16 protein-coding genes and 1 pseudogene are annotated in these 21,969 nt (G+C 71.7%); 8 read left to right on the forward strand and 9 right to left on the reverse strand.

The features are described from left to right. Both ABD296_RS27745 and ABD296_RS27750 read right to left on the reverse strand, forming a co-directional pair. Nucleotides 1–1,997: right-handed parallel beta-helix repeat-containing protein (locus ABD296_RS27745; protein ID WP_344273262.1), on the reverse strand; the 1,997-nt coding region annotated here is incomplete at its 3' end. 1 nt (nucleotide 1,998) lies between these two features. Beyond that, complete coding sequence (locus tag ABD296_RS27750) at nucleotides 1,999–3,267, reverse strand: glycosyltransferase family 2 protein (protein WP_344273265.1); 1,269 nt, start codon at nucleotides 3,265–3,267, stop codon at nucleotides 1,999–2,001. Nucleotides 3,268–3,769: 502 nt separating this feature from the next. On the opposite strand from ABD296_RS27750, the gene ABD296_RS27755 reads away from it, so the two are divergent. After that, on the forward strand, nucleotides 3,770–5,602 hold the full coding sequence (locus tag ABD296_RS27755) for an acyl-CoA dehydrogenase (RefSeq protein WP_344273268.1): 1,833 nt from the start codon (nucleotides 3,770–3,772) through the stop codon (nucleotides 5,600–5,602). A gap of 182 nt (nucleotides 5,603–5,784) precedes the next feature. Continuing rightward, nucleotides 5,785–7,218, forward strand: a complete 1,434-nt coding sequence (locus tag ABD296_RS27760) for an OmpA family protein (protein ID WP_344273450.1) — start codon at nucleotides 5,785–5,787, stop codon at nucleotides 7,216–7,218. Here the strand turns inward: ABD296_RS27760 and ABD296_RS27765 are convergent. Beyond that, nucleotides 7,199–7,804: a TetR/AcrR family transcriptional regulator gene (locus ABD296_RS27765; protein ID WP_344273271.1), complete on the reverse strand. Its 606-nt coding sequence runs from the start codon at nucleotides 7,802–7,804 to the stop codon at nucleotides 7,199–7,201. The genes ABD296_RS27760 and ABD296_RS27765 overlap by 20 nt on opposite strands. A gap of 108 nt (nucleotides 7,805–7,912) precedes the next feature. Between ABD296_RS27765 and ABD296_RS27770 the strand changes: the two genes are divergently transcribed. Next, nucleotides 7,913–8,986, forward strand: a complete 1,074-nt coding sequence (locus tag ABD296_RS27770; protein ID WP_344273274.1) for a hypothetical protein — start codon at nucleotides 7,913–7,915, stop codon at nucleotides 8,984–8,986. A gap of 125 nt (nucleotides 8,987–9,111) precedes the next feature. On the opposite strand, the gene ABD296_RS27775 is transcribed toward ABD296_RS27770, so the two are convergent. Beyond that, nucleotides 9,112–9,549 (reverse strand): ATP-binding protein, encoded by a 438-nt coding sequence (locus ABD296_RS27775; protein ID WP_344273277.1) that lies wholly within the window; start codon nucleotides 9,547–9,549, stop codon nucleotides 9,112–9,114. A gap of 22 nt (nucleotides 9,550–9,571) precedes the next feature. Between ABD296_RS27775 and ABD296_RS27780 the strand changes: the two genes are divergently transcribed. After that, on the forward strand, nucleotides 9,572–9,784 hold the full coding sequence (locus tag ABD296_RS27780) for a DUF397 domain-containing protein (RefSeq protein ID WP_344273280.1): 213 nt from the start codon (nucleotides 9,572–9,574) through the stop codon (nucleotides 9,782–9,784). 63 nt (nucleotides 9,785–9,847) lie between these two features. Here the strand turns inward: ABD296_RS27780 and ABD296_RS27785 are convergent, their stop codons facing one another. The 5 genes from ABD296_RS27785 to ABD296_RS27805 all read right to left on the reverse strand — a co-directional run bounded on the left by ABD296_RS27785 (nucleotide 9,848) and on the right by ABD296_RS27805 (nucleotide 16,676). Further along, a complete protein-coding gene (locus tag ABD296_RS27785) occupies nucleotides 9,848–11,194 on the reverse strand; it encodes a lipase family protein (protein WP_344273283.1) in 1,347 nt (448 codons plus the stop codon). Between the two features lie 157 nt (nucleotides 11,195–11,351). Next, nucleotides 11,352–12,713, reverse strand: a complete 1,362-nt coding sequence (locus ABD296_RS27790; RefSeq protein ID WP_344273286.1) for a dihydrolipoamide acetyltransferase family protein — start codon at nucleotides 12,711–12,713, stop codon at nucleotides 11,352–11,354. A gap of 5 nt (nucleotides 12,714–12,718) precedes the next feature. Continuing rightward, nucleotides 12,719–13,708 carry an alpha-ketoacid dehydrogenase subunit beta gene (locus ABD296_RS27795; RefSeq protein ID WP_344273289.1) on the reverse strand — a complete coding sequence of 330 codons (990 nt, stop codon included), beginning with the start codon at nucleotides 13,706–13,708 and terminating at the stop codon, nucleotides 12,719–12,721. After that, entirely contained in the window at nucleotides 13,705–14,838 is a 1,134-nt protein-coding gene (gene pdhA / locus ABD296_RS27800) for a pyruvate dehydrogenase (acetyl-transferring) E1 component subunit alpha (protein WP_344273292.1), read from the reverse strand. Before pdhA ends, ABD296_RS27795 begins: the two co-directional genes overlap by 4 nt. Before the next feature lie 218 nt (nucleotides 14,839–15,056). Further along, entirely contained in the window at nucleotides 15,057–16,676 is a 1,620-nt protein-coding gene (locus ABD296_RS27805) for a hypothetical protein (protein ID WP_344273295.1), read from the reverse strand. 119 nt (nucleotides 16,677–16,795) lie between these two features. On the opposite strand from ABD296_RS27805, the pseudogene purS reads away from it, so the two are divergent. The 4 genes and pseudogenes from purS to purL form a co-directional block, all read left to right on the forward strand. Beyond that, nucleotides 16,796–17,032, forward strand: a pseudogene (purS, locus tag ABD296_RS27810) (phosphoribosylformylglycinamidine synthase subunit PurS); the annotation flags it as partial. Nucleotides 17,033–17,319: 287 nt separating this feature from the next. Then, nucleotides 17,320–17,760, forward strand: coding sequence for an ATP-binding protein (locus ABD296_RS27815; protein WP_344273453.1), 441 nt, complete (start codon nucleotides 17,320–17,322; stop codon nucleotides 17,758–17,760). A 100-nt stretch (nucleotides 17,761–17,860) separates the two neighbouring features. After that, nucleotides 17,861–18,541, forward strand: a complete 681-nt coding sequence (gene purQ / locus ABD296_RS27820) for a phosphoribosylformylglycinamidine synthase subunit PurQ (protein WP_344273298.1) — start codon at nucleotides 17,861–17,863, stop codon at nucleotides 18,539–18,541. Next, on the forward strand, nucleotides 18,538–21,969 hold the full coding sequence (gene purL / locus ABD296_RS27825; protein WP_344273301.1) for a phosphoribosylformylglycinamidine synthase subunit PurL: 3,432 nt from the start codon (nucleotides 18,538–18,540) through the stop codon (nucleotides 21,967–21,969). Before purQ ends, purL begins: the two co-directional genes overlap by 4 nt.

Here is a 21,969-nt window from a genome sequence, read left to right on the forward strand (position 1 = left end):
CAGGCGAGCGGGTTGCCGCCGAGGCCGCCGGCCCCGGCGCCCGCCATCGCCGGCGCGCCCGGCATCGGACCCGGCATCGGACCGGGCCGGGCCGGCATCGGGCGCGGCTGCGGCTGCGCCGAGCGGCGCGGCAGGCTCCACACCTGCCGCTTCTCCAGCGGCTGCTGCAGGGCGAAGGGGTGCAGCCCGAGCCGGCCGATGCGCTGCCGGTCGTTGCGCGCCCGGATCATCGAGAAGATGACCACGGCGAACACGCACGTCCAGATGACGTTCAGCGGCGTCAGGTACCGCTGGACCTTCATCCACAGCGACGCGGTGTCGTGCCAGCCGTCGTCGTTGTTGTCCTCCTTGGTCACCTTCCCGTGCGAGCGGGAGGTGCTGACCGCGCTGGTGCCGGACCCGCTGAGGGTGTTGTCGCGGATCTCCGAGCCGCCCGCCGGCCCGAGCAGCGAGATGCCGTGCGCGGTCGCGCCCTTGACCGTGTTGCCGAGCAGGGTGGCGGACGAGCCGCGCAGGTAGATGCCGGTGCGGGCGCCGTCCACGGTGTTGCCGGCGAGGTTCGCGCCCTTCACCCCGTCGCGCAGCGAGATGCCCTGCCGGACCTGCCCGGTCAGCTGGTTCCCGGAGATCTGCACGTTGGTCGCGGCGTCCCGGACGACGATGCCCATGTCGCCGCCGATGACCTTGCTGTTCTGCACCGACAGCTTGTCGCCGCCGAGCAGCTCGATGCCGTAGTGGCCGTTGTCCTTGGCCAGGCTGTTGTTGATCGAGCTGTCGCCGAAGCTCTCCAGCGACTCGCCGGACGCGGACGGGCCCTCCGCGAGCGCCTTGCCGTTCAGGGTGAAGCCGTCGTGGCCGTTCTTCTCGGCCGTGCAGTTGGAGACGCGGATCTTCTCGGTGGCCCGCGACAGCACGAACCCGTCGCCCCTGCTGCCGCGCACCGTCGTGTTGGAGATCGTGGCGTTCTTGGCGAACCGGTGCATGACCAGCCCGTTCACCAGGCTGTTCTGGATCGCGTTGCCGGTGATCTGGGTCTGGTTGGAGCCGGACACGAACAGCCCGAACGCGTCGCCGGCGATCGTGGAGTTGCTGATCGAGCCGGTGACCAGGTCGGCGGCCGGGACGTGCGTCGCGGTGCCGCCGGGAGCCTCGGTCTCGATGTCGCCGGGGCCGCCGCCGGTGTTGCCGCCGTTCTGCTGCTGCTGTTGGCGCTTCTTCTTCGCCGCGTGCCGCTGGTCCTTGTTCAGGTGCTTGGTGGCGCTGGACGGCCGGTCGGTGCCGGTCAGCGCGATGCCGCCCGTCCGGCCGCTCCAGAAGCCGAGGTCGCTGACCTTGGCGTAGTCCATCTTGAACTCGCCGCCGACGGCGCGGATGTAGGCGCGGCCGTCCGCGACCTGCCGGTCCGGGGCGTTGAGGCGCGGGTTCCAGCTGGTGATCTGCACCGGGGCGCGCTGGGTGCCCTTGATCTGGATGGTGCCGCCGAAGCTGACGATGGAGCTGAACGCCCCCGGCAGGCTGCCCATCCGGAGGACCAGCGGGCTGGATCCGCCCGACAGCAGGAGCTTGGCGCCGTCGGCCACGAACACGTGGATGCCGAGCAGGTAGGAGCCGTCGCCCTGGCGCTTGAAGTACTGCCCGCCGAACTTGGCCAGGTCGGCCACCGTGTAGGCGCGTCCCGTGGTCGTCGCCGGCAGGACCAGCGTCTTGCCCTGCGCGGAGCCGAAGATCTGCGGGCGCTTCCACTGCGCGGTCGCCTGCCCGCCGATCATCAGGGTCGCCGCGAGCACGGACCGCGTCTGCATGATCCGCTGGTCCTCCCGGTCGACCAGCGCGGCCTGCCTGTTGGCGTCGGCGACGGGGTCGGCGTGCGCGCGCGCCGCCGGCGTCCCGGGCAGCAGCCCCAGCGGCACGAGCCCGAGGCCGAGCGCGGCCACGGCCGTGACGAGGCCCCGCCCCGAGGCGCCGGGAAGGCGCGGGCGGAGGTTGGGGTGCGGCACCTCAGCCCACTCCCTGGAGCGAGCTCGCGCTCTGCCCGGCGCCGCCGACCTGGTCGGAGGTGCGGGTCAGCCAGCCCTGCTTGTTCATCGTGATGAACGCGTACAGCTTGATCGGCAGCGAGATGCCGATGACGACGAAGACGGTCAGGGGCAGCAGCAGGATCTCTCCGGGGTGCCGCTTGAGGTGCGACCAGCCGCGGACGCCGCGGCCGAGCAGGACCCAGCCGAGCGCCAGCGTGATGCCGATCGGGTTGAAGTTGTCGGCGATCCGGCTGAAGATCAGGTAGCCGAGGGTGACCGCCATCGTGACCGGGGTCAGCAGGATCTGCAGCACGGTGACCTTGGTGACGAACGGCGTCTTCCAGAGCCAGCCCTTCCACAGGGCGGTGAGGTAGCAGCGGTAGGAGTTGCGGCTCCACCGGATGCGCTGCTTGAAGAAGGCCCGGAACGAGTCGGGGAACATCGAGATCGCGCGCGCCGACGACTGGTGCACGGTCTTGTAGCCCTGCGACAGGGTGAGCCAGGTGAGCCGGCCGTCGTCGCCGGCGATGCAGCGGCGGCCGAGGAAGAACTCGTTCTCCAGGTTCTCCACCACCGGCAGGATCACCGAGCGGCGGTAGGCCGCGGTGCGGCCGGACAGGCAGGCGACGCCGCCCTTGGAGCCCATCGCCGGGACGTAGTCGTAGTAGCGCAGGTTGACCAGCCAGTCGGCGACGCGGCGCCAGACGCTGGTGGTGCGCTGGTAGACGTTCTGCTGGGTGCCGACGCCGCCGACCTGCGGGTCCTCGAAGGGCATCTGCACGGCGTCCAGCAGGCCGGGCTGCCACCAGGTGTCGGAGTCGGCGAACACGATGACCTCGCCGCGGGCGGCGCGGATGCCGACGCCGAGCGCGGAGCGCTTGCCGGAGTGCTCGTAGACGAGCACGTGCAGCCGCGGGTCGGTGACCTGCGCGAGCCGCCGGTGCCCCTCGGTGTCGGCGACGTCGATCACGATGATGATCTCGCTGGGGTTCTGGGCGAGCCAGCTCTCCAGGCAGCGGACGAGGATCTCGGGGTCCTCGCGGTAGGAGGGGACCACGACCGAGACGGTCGTCCGGAAGTTGTTGACCACCGGCTTGTCCATGCGGGACAGGATCACCCGGTAGAGCCAGAGCCCCCAGACGAGCAAGCCGGCGAAGCCCAGCGGAACGAACTTCCGCCAGTCGCCCCCGGCCGTCGCCCCCGCGACCGAACTCCAGGCGTCACTCAGCCACCCCGTGACAGACGACAAAACAGGTCCTCTCTCTCCCGTGGCGACGGGAGCTTGCCGACCCTTGCGACCCCGTGCCACCTCAAGTAAGAGTGAGCAGACCAGCAAATGGTTCACCTTTGCCAGATTCGGCCACACACGCCCCATTGGCGGGGCTCTTTATCGGTCGGCCGGATTCTCGTCAAGGGATGTCCGGGAATCGTGCGCCAACCGATGTGTTCGTAAGGTCCCGGACGCACGGACGCCGTGATTCGGAAACACCCAACTGGGAGTTAGTGGCCGTGTATAGGGCTAGAAGTCCGAAAGATGGCTGTTTGTCCGGATTTCTCTACGTCTCGGTAACCGGCGTGTGATTCGCATCACGTTTAGCGACCGTCCGGGGCGCGGATGTGGCCTGCGTCCCGTGAAGCGTCCGGTTTTGGGTGGTTGCCACTGGTTACCAGCGGGTAGCATGATGTCGAGTTACTGACCAGTAGACGTGTGCGGGGCCGTCCTGGCGCCGCCGGACCGGACGGAGTCTCGAATGGGGCACTACAAGAGCAACCTCCGGGACCTGGAGTTCAACCTCTTCGAGGTGTTCAAGCGCCAGGACCTGCTCGGCAGCGGACCGTACGCGGACCTGGACGAGGACACGGTGCGCAGCATCCTCGACGAGGTGAACCGGCTCGCCGAGGGCCCGCTGGCCGACTCCTTCGAGGACGCGGACCGCAACCCGCCGAAGTTCGACCCCGCCACCGGCGACGTCGCCATGCCGGAGAGCTTCAAGAAGTCGTTCAAGGCGTGGATGGACGCCGAGTGGTACCGCCTGGACCTCGCCCCCGAGTTCGGCGGCAGCGGCGCCCCCCGCTCGCTGACCTGGGCCGTCGCCGAGCAGGTGCTGGGCGCCAACCCGGCGGTCTACATGTTCGCCTCGGGCCCCGGCTTCGCCCAGATCCTCTGGCACATCGGCACCGAGGAGCAGAAGAAGTTCGCCGAGCTCGCCCTCGAGCGGCAGTGGGGCGCCACGATGGTGCTGACCGAGCCGGACGCCGGCTCCGACGTCGGCGCGGGCCGCACCAAGGCCGTCCAGCAGGCCGACGGCACCTGGCACATCGAGGGCGTCAAGCGCTTCATCACCTCGGCCGAGCACGACATGTCCGAGAACATCTTCCACCTGGTGCTGGCCCGCCCCGAGGGCGCCGGCCCCGGCACCAAGGGCCTGTCGATGTTCCTCGTCCCCAAGTACCTGGTGGACGTCGAGACCGGTGAGCTGGGCGAGCGCAACGGCGCCTACGTCACCAACGTCGAGAAGAAGATGGGCCTCAAGGTCTCCACGACCTGCGAGCTCACCCTGGGCGAGAAGCAGCCCGCGGTCGGCTACCTCGTCGGCGACGTGCACCAGGGCATCAAGCAGATGTTCCTCGTCATCGAGTACGCCCGGATGATGGTCGGCACCAAGGCGATCGCCACCCTGTCCACCGGCTACCTGAACGCGCTGGAGTACGCCAAGGAGCGCGTCCAGGGCGCCGACATGACGCAGATGACCGACAAGGCCGCCCCGCGCGTCACGATCACCCACCACCCGGACGTCCGCCGCAGCCTGATGACCCAGAAGGCCTACGCCGAGGGCATGCGGGCGCTGGTGCTGCTCACCGCGTCCTACCAGGACGCCGTGCAGGTCGCCGAGCACGAGGGCCGCAAGGACGAGCAGGCCGAGAAGGTCAACGACCTGCTGCTGCCGATCGTCAAGGGCTTCGGCTCCGAGCGGGCGTACGCGCTGCTCGGCGCGGAGTCGCTGCAGACCTTCGGCGGCTCCGGCTTCCTGCAGGAGTACCCGGTCGAGCAGTACATCCGCGACTCCAAGATCGACACCCTGTACGAGGGCACCACCGCGATCCAGGGCCAGGACCTGTTCTTCCGCAAGATCCTGCGGGACAACGGCGAGGCGCTGAAGGTGCTCGCCGGCGAGATCAAGGCGTTCGCCGAGTCCGAGGCCGGCAACGGCCGGCTCAAGAACGAGCGGGCGCTGCTCGGCCGGGCCCTCGACGACGTGCAGGGCATCCTGAACCCGATGATCGGGTGGGCGCTCGGCTCGATGGAGAACCCGAAGGAGCTGTACCGGGTCGGGCTCAACACCTCCCGGCTGCTGCTCGCCCTCGGCGACCTGATCGTCGCGTGGCTGCTGTGCCGGCAGGCCGAGGTCGCCCTCACCGCCCTCGGCGGCGACGTCTCGGACTCCGACCAGGCCTTCTACACCGGCAAGGTCGCCGCCGCGCAGTTCTTCTGCCAGACCGTGCTGCCCCGCCTCGCGTCCGACCGCGCCGTCACCGAGGCCACCACCCTGGACGTGATGGAGCTGCCCGAAGAGGCGTTCTGATCCGTCCCGTCCACTGACGGACCGGAATCAGCGGCCCCCGCCACCCTCGGTGTGGCGGGGGCCGCTGCCGTTCCCGCGCCCCGGTCACTACTCTGGGCGCGTCCCCCCCGCCTCCCCCCACCGAACCGGAGAAGCCGATGCCGGACATCCGACACCGCGTCTCTATGCGCCTCCCCTTGGCCGTGTCCCTCGCCGGGGTGCTGGTCGCCGCAGGCTGCTCCGACTCCGGCAAGGCGGGCAAGAGCGACCCGCCGACGGCCAAGGCCGGCGGCTCCACCACGCCCACGGCGACCGCCGCGGCGGCCGGGTTCACCAGGGAGGGCTGGTTCGGCGGCGCGGACGGCCTGCACGCCCGGCTGCAGATCACCGGCGTCGAGCGGCAGGGCGCCAAGTCCGTCCTCAAGTACAGCGTGACCTCGCTCGACCAGGCCCCGAAGTCGGTGCCGCTCGAGATCGCCCTGGTCGACCCCGTGGGCGGGAAGCTGTACAAGCCGACCGCCACCACCAGCGGCGAGCAGTTCGCGCCCGGCGCCACCCGGCAGATGGAGGCCGAGTACCCGGCCGTCCCGCAGACCGTCCAGAAGCTCACCGCGATCACGCCCGGGACGGCCGGCGAGTACACCGGCATCCCCGTGACGGGCACCGGCGACGCCCCCGCCGCCGGCTCCGGGACGTCCGGCGGGAACCCGGTCGAGCTGTACGACATCACCGAGGGCGAGATCAAGGACGTCACGTCCAGCGGCACCGACGTGACGATGAACCTGCGCACCGACGTGCTGTTCGCGTTCAACTCCGCCAAGCTCTCCGGCCGCGCCAAGTCCGTCCTCGACGAGGCGGCGCAGGAGATCAAGGCCAAGGCCGACCCGGACAAGCGCCCGCTGACCTTCGACGGCCACACCGACAGCAAGGGCAGCGACTCCTACAACCTCAAGCTGTCCCGCCAGCGCGCCGAAGCCGTCATGAACGAGATGAAGAAGCGGCTCGGCAACGCGTTCAAGTACTCCGCGCACGGCAAGGGCGAATCCGAACTGATCGCCAAGGAGGGCGGCAAGGACGACGCGCAGGCCCGCGCCCGCAACCGCCGCGTCGAGATCTCCTACGTCGTCCGGCAGCAGGCCGACGGCACCACCGGCTCCTCCACCGCCGCCGCCAACGGGCGCGGCGGCACCGTGGCGCCCGCCGCCTTCCACGCCCAGGACGGCAACACCGTCGCCAGCCGCTACGGCCGCTTCGGCGCCGACAAGCGCCGCCTCGACGTCAAGCCGTTCTACCGCGACGGCGCCTACCTCGTCTGCGTCTTCACCATCACCGACGAAGGCCCCGGAACCACCCCGCCCAACGCGAACTACGCGCACAAGGACTACCCGGGCGGCGCGTTCACCTCGTTCTCCGTCCTCGCACAGGGCGGCAAGGACGTCTACCGGGCCGTCCGCGTCGGCCCCGGCGACCCCGGCAAGCCCGCCGCCTACGTCGACCCGGGCCGCGCCACCTTCCTCACCGCCGCGAACCAGCCGCAGCGCGGCTTCGTCTACGTCCCGGCCCCGCCCGGCAACATCACGTCGGTCGTCTTCGACGGCGGCCCGTTCGGCAAGGTCCTCAACGTCCCGGTCCAGTAGCCCCGCGCCCTCTGACGAGGGGCAGGAACACCTCGTCCACGATCTCGGTCAGCACCGCGCCGGGGACGGAGGGCAGCCCGCGCACCGCGTACTCGCCGCGCAGCATCGTCATCGGCAGTGACGCCACGCGGGGATGCACCGCCTCCGGCGGCGCCTCACCCCGCGCCACCGCGCGCCCGAGCAGTGTCAACCACGCGTTGTCCATGGTGGTGTCGCCGGCCTGCTCGCGCAGCAGGCCGAGCAGCTGCGGGTCGTCACCGGCGGCGGCGAGCAGGTCCCGCAGGACGGCCCCCTGCGGCGACGACCACGTCGCGTTCGCCTTGGCGAGCAACTCCAACGCGTCAGCGCGCAGCGTCCCGGTGTCCGGCACGGTCATCTGCGCGCGCGCGAGTTGCCGGTACGCGGCGACGCCCAGCGCCGCCCGGTTCGGCCACCGGCGGTAGATCGCGTTCTTGTTCGTGCCGGCGCGCCGGGCGACCTTGTCCATGGTCATCCCCGCGTAACCGGCCTCGCGCATCTCGTCCGCCGCCGCCCGCAGGATCGCGTCCTCCAGGGCCGCCCCCCGCCGCCTGCCCGTCCCGTCCACACACCCAGGGTACGCACAGTACGCCGAGTCATCTATCTACCCACCCCAGAGCGCGAAACCCTCCAACCCATAGGGTACTTTACGTACCCTAATTGCGATCGGAGGACCATGCGCGCTCTCGGCATCACCTACGACACCGGCTTCACGTCCGCCGGAACCACCACCCACGAACCCTTCGACCCCGACCTCGTGCGCCGCGAGATGCGCGTCATCCACGACGAACTGCACTGCGACGCCGTCCGCGTCACCGGCGGGATCCAGGACCGCCTCGAGACCGCCGCCCGCCACGCCGCCGACGCGGGCCTGGAGGTCTGGTACTCGCCGTTCACCAACGGCCTCACCCAGGACGAGCTGATGGCGTTCCTCCTCGACGGCGCCGAACGCGCCGAGCGCATCCGCCGTTCCGGCGCGTCCGTCGTCTTCCTCACCGGCTCCGAGATCACCCTGTTCACGCACGGTTTCCTACCGGGCGACGACCTCCAGGCACGGACGGCCCTGATGGCAGACCCCGCCCGCTTCCGCGCGCTGCTCCCCGAACTCCACACCCGCATCAACGCCTTCCTCGGCCGGGCCGTCACCGCCGTCCGCGAACGCTTCGCCGGCCCCGTCGGCTACGCGTCCCTGCCCTTCGAGGGCGTCGACTGGACGCCGTTCGACCTGATCGCCACCGACGCCGGATACCGCGACGCGAACACCGCGCCCGACTTCGCCGAGCGCCTCGCCGGGCGGACCGCGCAGGGCAAGCCGTTCGCCGTCACCGAGTTCGGCTGCACCACGCACCGCGGCTCCGCCGACCTCGGCGGCCACGGCGAATCCGTCATCGAGTACGACGACCGCGCCCGACCCGTCCGCATGACCGAGCCCCTCGTCCGCGACGAGCAGGAACAGGCGACCTACATCCGCGAACTCCTCGACGTCTACGACAAGGCCGGCGTCGACGCCGCCTTCGTCAACACCTTCGCCCGCCGAGACCTCCCCACGTCGTCCGACCCGTCGCGCGACTTCGACAAGGCCGGCTACGGCATCGTGAAAATCCTCGCCCCCGGCACCGAACGCCCCCGCCCCGACGTCCCCTGGGCCCCCAAAGCCGCCTTCCAAACCCTCGCCACCCACCCCCGCACCGTCAACCACGATTCCGACGTGATCACGGGGCCCGACCGCGCAGACCCACAGCATCGGTAGGCGGACGGGAAACTCCTGCGCCCGATAGAGCCGGACGGTGCGCCACCCACGCGGTGACAGTGCGGCGGCGAGCAGGTCGAGATGCCTTTCCGCTGTGCTCGGCCGCACTCGCCACCGCGGGCCGGTCAGCATGCGACGAACGACCAGACCCATTTGCCGGACGGCTCTGTCCGGTCGACTCCGCAGCGCGCCGACAAGGCCCGGACGATCGGGAGGCCCCAGCCGCCCGTCCCGTCGTCGTGCCCCGGATCCAGTGCCTGAGCGTCCGGCCTGACGTCGTCCAGCGTCAGTTCGACGACCGGCTTGACAACCGGCATCGCGTCCGAGGCGTCCCACACCCTCAGCAGCACGCCGCCGCGCTCCCGGGTGAAGTGCACCCGGATCTCGGCGCTGGGCGTGCTGCGCATCGCGTTCGTGACCAGTTCGTCCGCGATCAGGAACACGTCCGGCGCGCCGCTGGGAAGGCCCCACTCGGTGAGCCGGAACCCCAGGAGCGTTCGGACCTGCCCCGGAACGGTCGCCGCCGGCATGAACGCCTCGTCCAGGCCCCCGGCGGCCGTCATCTCATTAGCCGGTGGAGGGGATATGGAGATCACCTCGAACGACTCGTCGCGTGGCGAGTGGCGCAAGAGCAGTCGGAGCAGTGGCAACGGTCAGTGCGTCGAGGTCGCCGCGTTGGAGGACGCCGTCGCCGTCCGTGACAGCAAGCTCCCGGCGGGGGCCAGGTTGACCGTCGGCGCGCGGCAATGGGACGCGTTCCTCCAGGACGTCAAAGCGGGCCGGCACGACATGAGTTGAGGTCTGCTGAGCAGCATGACGAGGGCGCGCGCCGGTCGGCGCGCGCCCTCGGTTTGTTGGGGCCTACGGCTGGGACGGCAGGGTCTTGCAGGTGGAGGTGGTCGGCTTGCCGGTGAGGCGGTCGGTCAGCCAGGTGACCGCGTCGCCCTGGTCGAGGAGGAGCGGCGCGAAGTGGTTCAGGAGGGTCTTGTCGCCGAGGTTCGGCAGGTCGACGGGGACGTAGCTGACGTTGCCGCCCTTGCGGCACCAGTCGACGGCGAGTTGGCGTGCCTGCGCGTGGGGGACGATGTCGTCCTTGACGCCGGTCGTCAGCCGGACGGGGCCGGCGGGCTTGAGCGTGCCGATGCGCTGCTTGTCCAGGACGGCCTGCGCATCGGGGAAGGCCGGGAGGATGTCGGCGATGGGCTTGCCGCTGACGCTCCACTTGGTGCTCGAGGTGAAGCCGTACTTGAGGAGCACGTCGCCCACGCACATGGTGGACATGTCCTTGAGCGCGGCCTTGCCCGCCGTGTTGATGTTGGCGTCGACGAGGCGGCGCAGCGCGGGGTCGGACTGGGCGAAGCCGTTGATCGACCAGCCGAGTGCTCCGACGAGCGCGCTGCCGTCGATGCCCTTCATGACGGCGGTCAGGTCGGCGGGCGGCGCGCCGGCGTAGGTGCCGGCCAGGTGGACGTCGGGCGCGTAGGTCGGCTGGAGTTCGGCGGCCGCGGCGCTGGCGCCGCCGCCCTGGCTGTAGCCGTAGAGCCCGACCTTCGAGCGCGCCGTGATGGACGCTCCCGGTACGGCGTGCGCGGCGCGGGCGGCGTCCAGCAGGGCGTGCCCCTCGTCGAGGCGGTTGACGTAGGTGTGGAGTCGGTCGGTGGCGCCGAGGCCGACGTAGTCGGTGACGACGACGGCCGCGCCGGTGGCCAGCACCCGGTAGACCGCCAGGTCCTCGTACGAGACGGACATGGTGTCGCCGGTCAGCGTCAGCGGGTTCTGCAGGGCGTAGGACGGGGCGCACTGGTCGCCCTGGCCCATCGTCCCGGAGGCCAGCGCGACCAGGGGCCGGGGGCCGGTGCCCTTCCAGGCGGCGGACGGTTCGATGTAGGCGCCGGTCACCGCGACGGGCTTGCCGTTGGAGTCGGTGGACTTGTACATCAGCCGCGTCGCCTTGCCGGGCAGCGGACGGCCGTCCAGGCCCGGCAGGCTCAGCCCGAGCGGCAGCGGCTCGGTCCGGACGAGGGTGCCGTTGGACGGTGGCAGCGTGGCGGGCGGGTTGTAGAAGACCGGGATCGTGACTCCCCGGGACACCACGGGCGCCGGGCCCGGGGTCGCCGCCAGGCTCGGTCCGGCCTGAACGGTCGCCGCGAGGACGCCGGCCGTCGACACGGCCAGCGTCCTGCGCACCAGGGATCCGGTTCTCCGCATGCTCGCTCCAGGTAAGGCTGATAAGAACCCACTTACTCTGTCACCTGTTGACGTTCGGTCCTATAAGCGGGGCGAGCATTCGGAGCGCTCCAATCCACCTCCAGATGACATGCCGAAGGCGCGCACCCCGGCCGGGGTGCGCGCCTTCGGGTCGGGATCAGCCCCAGGCGAGCATGCGCAGGGGGTCTTCGAGCATGTCGCCGACGTCGCGCAGGACGCGGGACCCGAGTTCGCCGTCGACGATCCGGTGGTCGAAGGACAGCGCGAGCGTGGTGACCTTGCGGATCGCCAGCTCGCCCTCGTGCACCCAGGGCATGTCGCGGATCTGGCCGAAGGCCAGGATCGCGGCCTCGCCGGGGGTGAGGATCGGCGTCCCGGTGTCCACGCCGAACACGCCGACGTTGGTGATCGTGATGGTGCCGTCGGACAGGTCCGCGGGCGACGCCTTGCCCGCCCGGGCCTTGTCGGTCAGTTCGGTCAGCGCGCGCGCCAGGCCGGGCAGGGACAGGTCCTGCGCGCCCTTGACCTTCGGGACGATCAGGCCGCGGTCAGTGGCGGCCGCGATGCCGAGGTTGACGTAGGGCTTGACGACGATCTCCGCGCCGGACGGTCCGTCCGCCCAGGTGGAGTTCACCATCGGGTGGCGCGCGACGGCGGTGAGCAGCGCGCGCGCGACGAGCAGGAGCGGCGAGACCTTGACCCCGGCGAAGTCGGGGAGTTCGCGGAGCCGGCTCACCGCCTCCATGGTGCGGGTCACGTCGACCTGGAGGAACTCGGTGACGTGCGGCGCGGTGAACGCCGAGCCCGACATCGCGGCGGCGGTCGCCTTGCGGACGCCCTTGACCGGGATCCGCTCCTCGCGCCCGGTCGCGCGGGGAGCCGGGGTGACCGGGCCGGCCTGCGCGGCGCGGACGTCGTCGCGGGTGATCGAGCCGTCCGGGCCCGAGCCGGTGATCGCCGTCAGGTCGACGCCGAGGTCCTTGGCCATCTTGCGGACGGGCGGCTTCGCCAGCGGCCGCCCGTTTTCCACAGGCTGTGGACGAGCGGGCGCCTGTGGTGCCGGTGCCGGCGCCGGCACCGGCGCGGCGCCGTTGGACGCCTTGCGCGGGCGGCGCTTGGTCGTCCCCTCCTTGACCCCGTAACCGACCAGGACCGGCTGCCGTTTCGGTTGGTCAGGGGCGGTCATGCCGGGTTCGGCGGCGGACGGGACGCCCTCCTCGCGCATCGCCGCCGCCTGCGCCGGGGGCTCGGAGACGGGGGTGGCGACGCCGCCCTCGGCCCCGGTGTCCACCGAGATGATCGGCACGCCGACGTCCACGGTCTGGCCCTCGGTGACCAGCAGCTCGGCGACCACGCCCTCGAACGGGCAGGGCAGCTCGACGATCGCCTTCGCCGTCTCGATCTCCACGATCGTCTGGTTGATCTCGACGGTGTCGCCCGGCTGGACGTGCCACTTGACGATCTCCGCCTCGGTCAGCCCCTCGCCGACGTCCGGCAGCTTGAACAGTTTCGGGCTCACGGGCGTCACCACGCGAAGGTCCGGTCGACCGCGTCCAGGATGCGGTCCAGGTCGGGCAGGTAATGGTCCTCGAGGCGGGACGGCGGGTACGGGGTGGAGAACCCGCCGACCCGCAGCACCGGCGCCTCCAGCCGGTAGAAGCACGTCTCGGTGATGCGGGCGGCCAGTTCGGCGCCGAACCCGCTGAACACCGGGGCCTCGTGCACGACGACGCAGCGTCCGGTGCGGTTCACCGAGTCGGTGACCGCCCGGATGTCGAGGGGGGTGAGCGAGCGCAGGTCGATGACCTCCAGCGAGCGTCCCTCCTCGGCGGCGGCCGAGGCGGCCTCCAGGCATGTCTTCACCGACGGCCCGTAGGCCAGCACCGTGGCGTGCTCGCCCGGACGGACGACCTTCGCCTCGTGCAGCGGCGCCCAGCCGGCGGAGGGGGAGTCGGTGTCGACCTCGGCCTTGTCCCAGTACCGGCGCTTCGGCTCGAAGAAGATCACCGGGTCGGGGGAGGAGATCGACTGCTGGATCATCGAGAACGCGTCGGCCGGGTTGGAGCAGGCGACGACGCGCAGGCCGGCGGTGTGGGTGAAGTACGCCTCCGGCGACTCCGAGTGGTGCTCGACGGCGCCGATGCCGCCGCCGCACGGGATGCGGATCACGACCGGCAGCGACAGCTTGCCGAGCGAGCGCATGCCCATCTTGGCGAGCTGGGTGATGATCTGGTCGGCCGCCGGGAACACGAACCCGTCGAACTGGATCTCGCACACCGGACGGTACCCGCGCAGCGCGAGCCCGATCGCGGTGCCGACGATGCCGGACTCGGCCAGCGGGGTGTCGATCACCCGCTCCTCGCCGAAGTCCTTCTGCAGCCCGTCGGTGATCCGGAAGACGCCGCCGAGCTTGCCGACGTCCTCGCCCATGACCAGGACCTTCGGGTCGTCCTCCATGGCCTTGCGCAGGCCGGCGTTCAGCGCCTTGCCGAGCGTCAGGGTCTGCGCGGTCACGACGCCGCCCCTTCCTCGAACGACGCGAGGTAGGCGGCGAACCGCTCCTGCTCCTCGGTCATCAGCGGATGGTCCTCGGCGTAGACGTGCTCGAACATCGACAGCGGCGCCGGGTCCGGCATGGCCAGGCAGCCCTCCCGCAGGTCCTTGGCGACCTGCTTGGCCTCGGCCTCCACCTCGTCGATGAAGGCGGTGCCGGCGAGGTCGTTGCGGATCAGGTACGCCTTGACCCGCTCGATCGGGTCCTTGAGCTTCCACGCCTCCTCTTCGGCCTTCAGCCGGTAGCGCGTGGGGTCGTCGGTGGTGGTGTGGGCGCCCATCCGGTACGTGTACGCCTCGATCAGCGTGGGGCCCTGGCCCGTCCGCGCGTTCTCCAGTGCCCTCCTGGTGACGGCCAGGCACGCGAACACGTCGTTGCCGTCCACCCGCAACCCGGGGAACCCGTAGCCCTGCGCGCGCTTGTACAGCGGGATGCGCGACTGCTTCTCCAGCGGCTCGGAGATGGCCCACTGGTTGTTCTGGCAGAAGAACACGACCGGCGCGTTGAACACCGACGCGAACACGAACGCCTCGTTCACGTCGCCCTGGGACGTCGCGCCGTCGCCGAAGTAGGCGATCGTCGCGCCGGCGGACGGCGTGCCCAGCACCCCGTCGCGCTGGACGCCCATGGCGTAGCCGGTCGCGTGCAGCGTCTGGCTGCCGATCACGACGGTGTAGAGGTGGAAGCCGTGCTCTGCGGGGTCCCAGCCGCCGTGGCTGACGCCGCGGAACAGGCCGAGCAGCCGCAGCGGGTCCACGTCGCGGCACCACGCCACGCCGTGCTCGCGGTAGGTCGGGAAGACCATGTCGTGCTCGGACAGCGCCCGTCCCGAGCCGACCTGCGCGGCCTCCTGGCCGAGCAGCGACGCCCAGAGGCCGAGCTCGCCCTGCCGGGTCAGCGCGACGGCCTCCCGGTCGATCCGGCGGACGATCACGAGGTCGCGGTACAGGCCGCGGATCTCCTCGGTGCTCAGGTCCAGCGGGTAGTCCGGATGCTCGACGCGCTCCCCCTCGGGGGTGAGCAGCCTGACGAGCTCGGGTTCGGCGAGCTCGGAGGCGTCGGGCGCGCCGCGGACGGAGTCGATCGTCATTGATGGCACTCCTCGTTCGGGGCCGGTACGCGGGATCGCCGCACATCCGGCCGATGTCAGCGGCCTTGCCCCCGGTAAGGGACAAAAGCCACCAAAGACATCGTGGCAGACATCACACCCGGAGATGCAAGGGCCGCCGCCTATCCCTTACCCCGCTCCGCCGCGCCGATCCGCTGTGACGCGCGCCACCCCGCATTCCCGGGGCCCCGCGCCGGGCCTCACTCGCGGGAGAGCGCCCGCGTCGCTCCGGCCGCGACGGTCAGGCCGAGGACCAGCCCGCCCGCGACGATGAAGTTCGCCACCCACTGGTAGACGCCGCTCGGCGCGAACTCGACCTCCTGGCCGAGGCTGCCGATCGGCAGCAGCAGGTCGAGCGTGTAGAAGAAGGCGTTGAAGTGCGGCTTGTGCCCGGTGTCCAGGACGTCCGGCCGGTGGACGGAGAAGACGATCGTCCCGAAGGCGAGCAGCCCGATCAGCCAGCTCGCGGCCCGGAACGGCCGGTAGCCGTAACCGACCAGGCCGTCCTGCATGAAGCCGACGATCTTCAGCGGGATGCCCTGCGTGCGGCGCCGGTCGCGGGCCTTGGCGAGCAGGACGGAGCGCCCGTCGGCGTCCAGGCCGAGGGAGCGGTAGGTGGCGGCGAGCCGCTCGTACGGCTGCGGTGCGTAGCCGTCGCTGTCGCGGCGCAGCCAGGCCAGGCGCTCGCGCGCGCCGAGCGGCGGTTCGAGCGTCTCGTACTGCAGGCCGTCGAGCTGGAGCCGGTCCGGCCAGGTCGCCGCCTCGTCCCGCAGCAGGTTGATCCGCGCGTACGACAGGTCCGTGGTTCCGGCCACCTTGTCCGCCGGGCGCAGCAGGACCTCCTCCGCCTGGACGCGCTGGAGGCTCAGCGCCGTCCCCTGCTCGTGCCGCAGGTGCGCGCCGCGCAGGCTGAGCTGGCCGGTGACGTGCGCGCCGGAGAAGCTGACGGCGCCGTGGGCGGTGAAGCCGTCGGAGCAGTAGACGTCGGTCTCGACGGTGAGGTCGTCGGCGTTCAGCGCGGTGCGGTCGGGCGCCGACAGCTGCGCGCCGACGAACGACAGGTAGCCGCCGACGCGGGCGCCGCGCAGCCGGACCTCGCCCTCCGCGACGAACCCGCCGTCGCAGAACACGTTCGCGGCGACGTCCAGCCGGCTCGCGTACAGCGCCGCGCCGGACGGGTTGTGCAGCCGCGCCTTCCGGAAGATCAGCTGGCCGCCGACGCGGGCGCCGGGCAGCCGCACCTCCCCGTTGGCGGCGAACCCCTGGTCGCAGTAGACGTTCGCCTCGACCGTCAGCCGGTCGGCGAGCAGCGCGTCCCCGCCCGGATTGGACAGCTGGACGCCCGACATGTTCAGGATCCCGGTGATGTTCGCGCCGTCCAGCCAGAGCCCGCCGGTGATCCAGCTGCCCTCCAGCCACAGATGGCCGTCCACCCGCGTGCCGGACGCGACCAGCCCGGGCAGCCGGCAGCCCATCAGGTGGACGCTGTTCATGCTCGCCCAGTACAGGTGCGGCGCCTCGTCGAACGAGCAGGCCGTCAGCGCGAGCGGGACGTGCACCTCGGCGTGCCCGAGGTTCAGCGACCCGGTGATCCGGGCGCCGCTGAGCCGGACGGCGGCGACCCGGCCCGGCTCCGCCTCCACCGCCCCCACCAGCAGCGCGACCAGGACCTCCGCCCTGACCATCCGGTCATGCCCCCAGTGCGGGGCGTACGCGGGATCGTCGCGGACCGGATCCCCGGCCGACAGGTCCACGGATTCGCCGCTCGGGAACGCCTCCCACAGGCGTCGCTCCGTGGGGGTCAGGTCGTCGATGTTCATCGGACGGCTCCGGGGGATGCGGGCGGGGTGCGGACGGGGGTGCGAGTGGGTCGCGTGGGCCAATGGTGCCGTACGCTTCAGGATCGTAAGGAAAAGCGCAGATCAGTGAGGGGGCGACCGTGGCGCGTGTCGTCGTCGACGTCATGCTCAAGCCGGAGATCCTCGACCCGCAGGGCCAGGCGATCGCCCGGAAGCTGCCGCAGATGGGGTTCGACGGCGTCGTGGCCGTCCGGCAGGGCAAGCGGTTCGAGGTCGAGCTCGAGGGGCCGGCCGACGAGGCGGCGCTGGAGCGGGTGCACCGGATCGCCGAGACGCTGCTCGCCAACCCGGTGATCGAGAACTTCGAGGTCCGGGTGCTGCCGTCCGAGGACGTCCCGTCCGACGACCTCCAGCAGGGCCTCCAGGGGGAGTCTCCGCAGGTGGAGGGGGTTCAGGCGGACGCACCGCAGGGCGGGGCGACGCAGGCCGAAGGGACCGGCCTGCCGTCCGAGGGCCTGCCGGGAGAAATGAAAGACCGGACAGTATAGCGGTTACGGAAGATTCCGGCGGGGAAGTCTTAGCTGCGTCGAGTCGTCGAGCACGCTCCGGGTCCGGGGGCCCTGCCGGGAGGCCCGGGGCATGACACGAGGTGTCCGGGGTGGATATGGAGTTCGCGCTCGCGCTGCCACGGGAGGCCCCGAGCATCCCGGTCGTACGCCGGGTGGTGGGGGACGCGCTGCGGGGGCTGGGCGTCGCCGAGGACTGCGTCGCCGACATCCTCGTCGCCGCCTCCGAGGCGTGCACCAACGTCGTCCAGCACGCCCGCGCCACCGGTGACTACCGCATCGCCGGCCGCGTCGACGACGGCACCTGCCTGCTGGAGATCGAGGACGGCGGCCACGGGCCCCGTCCCGTCCCGCGCGACCCGGGCGTTTTGAGCGAATCCGGGCGCGGGATTAAAATCATGCGGGCGCTGGTGGACGATCTGGACATCGACCGTACGCCCGACCGGGGCACCATCGTTCACCTGCGGAAGCGCCTGACCTGGCGGGACGGGGCACTGGTCGGCCGCCTCGACCGCCGGCTCATGCACAGCGCCGGGTAGATTGGTACGCGCGCGGGGGGATTGTGCGACGCGCGCAGCGGTGATCGGCGGATGAGACCCGACCGTCCCGGCCGCACCTCATTTCGGAGGAACAGAACAGATGGACGCTGCCCGGGTTGGGGTCATCACCTTCCCAGGTTCCCTGGACGACAAGGACGCCGCGCGTGCCGTGCGGCTGGCCGGCGCCGAGCCGGTCGCGCTCTGGCACGCCGACCGCGACCTGCAGGGAGTCGACGCCGTCGTGCTGCCCGGCGGGTTCTCCTACGGGGACTACCTGCGGGCGGGCGCGATCGCCAGGTTCGCACCGCTGATGTCCGAACTGGTCGCCGCCGCCAAGGCGGGGCTGCCGGTCCTCGGCATCTGCAACGGCTTCCAGGTGCTCTGCGAGTCGCACCTGCTCCCGGGCGCGCTGCTGCCCAACGCCGGGCTGCACTTCGTCTGCCGCGACCAGCGGCTGCGCGTCGAGAACGCCGGCACCGCCTGGACCTCGGAGTACACCGAGGGGCAGGAGCTGGTGATCCCGGTCAAGAACCGGGACGGCCGCTACACCGCCGACCGCGAGACGCTGGCCGAACTGGCCGACTCCGGCCGGATCGTGGCCCGCTACCTCGACCTGAACCCCAACGGCTCCCTCGACGACATCGCCGGGATCTGCAACGAGGCCGGCAACGTGGTCGGGCTCATGCCGCACCCCGAGCACGCCGCGGAGTCGCTGACCGGCCCGTCCACCGACGGGCTCGGCTTCTTCACCTCGATCGTCAAGAGACTGGTCAACGCATGAGCGAGCAACGGCCCAACGCTTCCGGCCGCGCGGGGCGCGACGCCGCGCACGACGAGCCGTCGCTGGACTGGCTGGACGAGCTGAAGTCCGACGCCGACGACCCCGAGCTGGCACCGGTCGACCCGGCGGTCACCCAGGCCTTCGAGAAGATCCTGGAGGAGAACCGCCCGGCCGGTTCCGGCCCCGAGCCCGCCGCTCCGGCTCCTGCTCCTACGCCTGCTCCGCCGGCGCTGCCTGCTCCGCCTGCTCCGCCGGCGCCGCAGGGCCCGTTCACGGGGCCGCTGCCGGTGCTGAACGACGAGCCGGCCGCCCCCGGCCCCGCCGTCGGCCCCGCCTCCGACGCCGGCGTCACCTCCGAGGACTTCGCGCGTGCGCTCGCCGAGGAGGGTGCCCCCGCCTCGCCGTACGCCGACCCCACGCACACCGCCCCCGACCTGGGGGAGTACGCCGCGTTCCCGCCGCCGCCCGACTCGGGCAGCGGCCCGCAGCGCGTCGCCGGCCCCGGAACGGGCCCGCAGCCCGCCATCGGCTCCGGGACCGGCCCGCAGGGGCCGCCGTCCGGCGCCTGGACGAGCCCGGGCCCGGGCACGGGCCCGCAGCCCGCCGTGAACCCGAACACCGGCCCGCTGCCTGCCGTTAACCCGAACACCGGCCCGCTTCCGCCCGTCGGTACGGGTCCGCTGCCCGCGATCGGCTCGGGGACGGGCCCGCAGCCCGCGGTCAACCCGAACACCGGCCCGCTCCCGCCTGTAGGCGCGGGCCCGCTGCCCGCGATCGGTTCCGGGACGGGCCCGCAGCCTGCCGTGAACCCGAACACCGGCCCGCTCCCGCGCGTCGTTCCGTCCGGCACCGGCCCGTTCCCCGCGATCGGCTCCAGCACCGGCCCGCCGCCGCCCGTCGGACGCGGCACCGGCCCGCAGCCGGCGATCGGTTCCGGCACGGGCCCGCAGCCCGCCGTTGGGCGCGGCACCGGTCCGCAGCCGGCGATCGGCTCGGGCACCGGCCCGCAGCCCGCCGTAGGGCGCGGCACCGGGCCGCAGCGCGCGGTCGGCGGGCCGAACACCGGCCCGCAGCACGCCATCGGGTCCGGGACGGGGCCGCAGCCCGCCGTCGGCGGCGGCGCCCGGCTCGCGATCGAGTCGTCCGTCCAAGCCGACCCCGGCACCGACACCGTGGCCGTCGCCGCCGCCTCGCCGGACCGCCCGCAGCCGTACGTCGAGCTGGGCATGAACGACGAGGAGTACCAGCGCGTCCGGCACATCCTCGGCCGCCGTCCCACCTCCGCCGAGCTGGCGATCTACTCGGTGATGTGGAGCGAGCACTGCTCCTACAAGAGCTCCAAGGTGCATCTGCGGCAGTTCGGCGAGAAGGCCCCCAAGACCGACAAGCTGCTGGTCGGGATGGGGGAGAACGCCGGGGTCGTGGACATCGGCCAGGGCTGGGCGGTCACCTTCAAGGTCGAGTCGCACAACCACCCGTCCTACGTGGAGCCGTACCAGGGCGCCGCGACGGGCGTCGGCGGGATCGTCCGCGACATCATGTCGATGGGCGCCCGGCCGATCGCCGTCATGGACTCCCTGCGGTTCGGCCCGGCGGACGCCCCCGACACCCAGCGCGTCCTGCCCGGCGTCGTCGCCGGCGTGGGCGGCTACGGCAACTCCCTCGGCCTGCCCAACATCGGCGGCGAGACCGTCTTCGACGCCTGCTACGAGGGCAACCCGCTGGTCAACGCTCTGTGCGTGGGCGTGATGAAGCACGAGGACATCAAGCGCGCCGTGGCCCCCGGCCCCGGCAACCGGGTGATCCTCTTCGGCGCCCTCACCGGCCCGGACGGCATCGGCGGCGCGTCCGTCCTGGCGTCGGCGACCTTCGACGAGGAGTCGCACCAGAAGCGGCCGTCGGTCCAGGTCGGCGACCCGTTCATGGAGAAGCTGCTCATCGAGTGCTGCCTGGAGCTGTTCCGCGAGGACCTCGTGGTCGGCATCCAGGACCTCGGCGCCGCCGGCGTCTCGTGCGCGACGACGGAGCTGGCCGCGGCCGGCACCGGCGGCATGCACGTCGACCTCGACGCCGTCCCGCTGCGCGACGCGACGCTGCGCCCTGAGGAGATCCTCATGAGCGAGTCGCAGGAGCGCATGATGGCGGTCGTGTCGCCCGACAAGGTCGACCGCTTCATGGAGATCTGCCGCCGCTGGGAGATCCCCGCCACCGTGATCGGGCAGGTCACCGACACCCGCCGGCTCGTGATGACCTGGCGCGGCGAGACGATCGTCGATATCCCGCCGGTCACCGCCGCCGACGAGGGCCCCGTCTACGAGCGGCCCTTCGCGCCCCCGGCCGACCTCGGCTCCCTCCAGTCCGACACTCCGGGCCGGCTGACCCGCCCGTCCAACGGCGACGAGCTGCGCCGCACCGTCCTGTGGCTCGCCGGCTCGCCGAACCTGGCGAGCAAGACGTGGGTGACCTCGCAGTACGACCGGTACGTGCTGGGCAACACCGTCCTCGCGATGCCGGAGAACGCCGGTCTCGTCCGGATCGACGACGAGTCGGGGCTCGGCATCTCCCTTGCGCTGGACGGCAACGGCCGCTACGCCCGGCTCGACCCGTACGCGGGCGCGCAGCTCGCCCTCTCCGAGGCGTACCGCAACGTGTCCGCCACCGGCGCCCGCCCCCTCGCCGTGACGAACTGCCTGAACTTCGGTTCCCCGGAGGACCCGGGCGTCATGTGGCAGTTCGCCCGCGCGGTCGAGGGCCTCGCCGACGCCTGCCAGTACCTCGGCATCCCCGTCACCGGCGGCAACGTCAGCTTCTACAACCAGACCGGCACCACCCCGATCAACCCGACCCCGGTCATCGGCGTCCTCGGCGTCCACGACGACGTCCGCCGCCGCGTGAACATGGCGCTCACCTCCGACGGCGCCACGATCGCGCTGCTCGGCGAGACCCGCGAGGAGTTCGGCGGCTCCGAATGGGCGCACGTCGTCTACGGCCACCTGGGTGGCCTGCCGCCGCTGGTGGACCTGAAGGCGGAGGCGGCCCTGGCCTCGGTCATGGTCACCGCGATCCGCGAGGGCCTGCTGACGGCCGTCCACGACCTGTCGGACGGCGGCCTGTCACAGACCCTGGTGGAGTCCTGCCTGCGCGGCGGGCTCGGCGCCCGGATCACCCTGCCCGGCGACCCGTTCGTGACGCTGTTCAGCGAGTCGGTGGCCCGCGCGGTGGTCGCGATCCGTCCCGGCGGCGAAGCCCGCGTGGCGGCTCTGTGCGAGTCGGCGGGCGTCCCGGTCACCCAGATCGGCGTCGCCGGCGGCGACTCGCTCAACGTCACCGGGCGCGGCCCCGAGGGCGACCAGCAGGAACTCTTCACCATCCCGCTGGCCGAACTCCGTGAGGCCCATGAGCGCATGCTGCCCAGCTACACCAGTTGA

Origin of the sequence: Actinomadura napierensis, from assembly GCF_039529375.1 — a bacterium.
Classification (GTDB): domain Bacteria; phylum Actinomycetota; class Actinomycetes; order Streptosporangiales; family Streptosporangiaceae; genus Spirillospora; species Spirillospora napierensis.